The sequence below is a fragment of the Paenibacillus agaridevorans genome (assembly GCF_003112455.1).
Classification (GTDB): domain Bacteria; phylum Bacillota; class Bacilli; order Paenibacillales; family Paenibacillaceae; genus Pristimantibacillus; species Pristimantibacillus agaridevorans.
Map to the genome: position 1 here is coordinate 7,314 of NZ_BDQX01000369.1, position 1,502 is coordinate 8,815.

Sequence of the window (1,502 nt, forward strand, 5' to 3'; positions counted from 1 at the left end):
TGAAGTTGCTTAGCGCCGACAGCGCGATATTATGGGCCCGGCCGATGCCCGATTCGAACATGCCGCCGCACCATACCGGAATTTGCCGCTCCTCGCACAGGTCATGCAGCTTGATAGCTTCCGTCAGCCCTCCGACGCGGCCTGTTTTGATATTGATAATCCGGCAGCTGCCCAGTTCGATCGCTTTGCGCGCGTCGTCGGCCGAATGGATGCTCTCGTCCAGACAGATCGGCGTACGCATCTGCCGCTGCAGCTCGCGATGGTCGACAAGATCGTCATGCGCCAGCGGTTGTTCGATCATCATCAGATTATAATCGTCCAAACGCCGCAGATGATCCGCATCGGCAAGCGTATAGGCCGAGTTGGCGTCCACCATCAGCGCAATATCGGGATACTTCCGTCGCACGCCGTCGACGATATCGACATCCCAACCGGGCTTGATCTTGATCTTCATCCTCTTGTAGCCGGCCTGGAGCCGATGCTCGATCGTCTCCAGCAGTTGGTCCAGCGTAGCCATAATGCTGATGCTGACCCCAACCTCGATCGAGGTCTTTGTCGCGCCGATGGCAGTCGCAAGCGGCAGACCCTGCCGCTTGGCATACAGATCCCAGCAAGCGGTCTCGAGCGCAGCCTTGGCCATCCGGTTGCCGCGGATGGGAGCAAACCTCTCCGCCAACTCGGTCGGATGCCCGATCTCCGCCGCGCTTACCAAAGGAATCAGAAACTTCTCCAGCAGATGCCAGTTGCCCTTAAGCGTTTCTTCATTATAAGAAGGTTCGACGAAGGCGACCGATTCTCCCCAGCCGGATCTTCCTTCCGCATCCGTCACCTCCACGGCAATAAACTCCCGATCCTTTAACGTGCCGAAGCTGGTCGTAAACGGGTTCAGCAAAGGCATGCTCATATGTCTTAACGTGACGCTCCTGATTTTCATCGCTGCCGTCTCTCCTCCAATAACTTAATCGCGGACAAGGCCATAATCGCCGCGCCCTTGCGCATCGCTCCATGATCAAAGCTCATCTCCGGATGATGCAGCCCCGGCGCTAATCCGCAGCCGAGTCCAATCATCGTCGCCTGGAGCGACTTGCGTTCCATGGTGTAAAAATGAAAATCCTCCGCCCCCGGCGTGACGACGGGAGCGGCCAGACCCTTTTCGCCTAACGTCTCGACGATGGCTTCGCCGACAATGCGCTCCATTTCGGCATTCGGGATAGCGGGCGCAGCCTTGATCGCCCCGTCGGTCGTTACCTCTGCCCCGTCGGCCGCTCCGATCTCCGCCGCGATTTGCCGGACGCGCTCCATAAGCCGCTCCAGCTCTTCGGACGACGTGGCGCGGATATCGACCGAGAACTCCGCTTCGTCCGGAATGACGTTGACGCTTTCGTTCGGCACCTTTGCCATCGTTACCTTGCAAGAGCCGCCGGCCTCCTGGTCCGCCCGGATGGCTCGGACGGCCGTCACGAGCGCGGCGAGCGTCTCGAGCGCGTTGACGCCGTCTTCGG

2 protein-coding genes are annotated in these 1,502 nt (G+C 59.6%); both read right to left on the bottom strand.

The window, feature by feature from the left end:
- The coding region (gene menC, locus PAT3040_RS28705; RefSeq protein ID WP_258235205.1) for an o-succinylbenzoate synthase at window positions 1-934 on the bottom strand (934 nt) is incomplete at its 3' end.
- Window positions 931-1,502: M20/M25/M40 family metallo-hydrolase (locus tag PAT3040_RS37550; RefSeq protein WP_181376898.1), on the bottom strand; the 572-nt coding region annotated here is incomplete at its 5' end. The genes PAT3040_RS37550 and menC, both read right to left, overlap by 4 nt.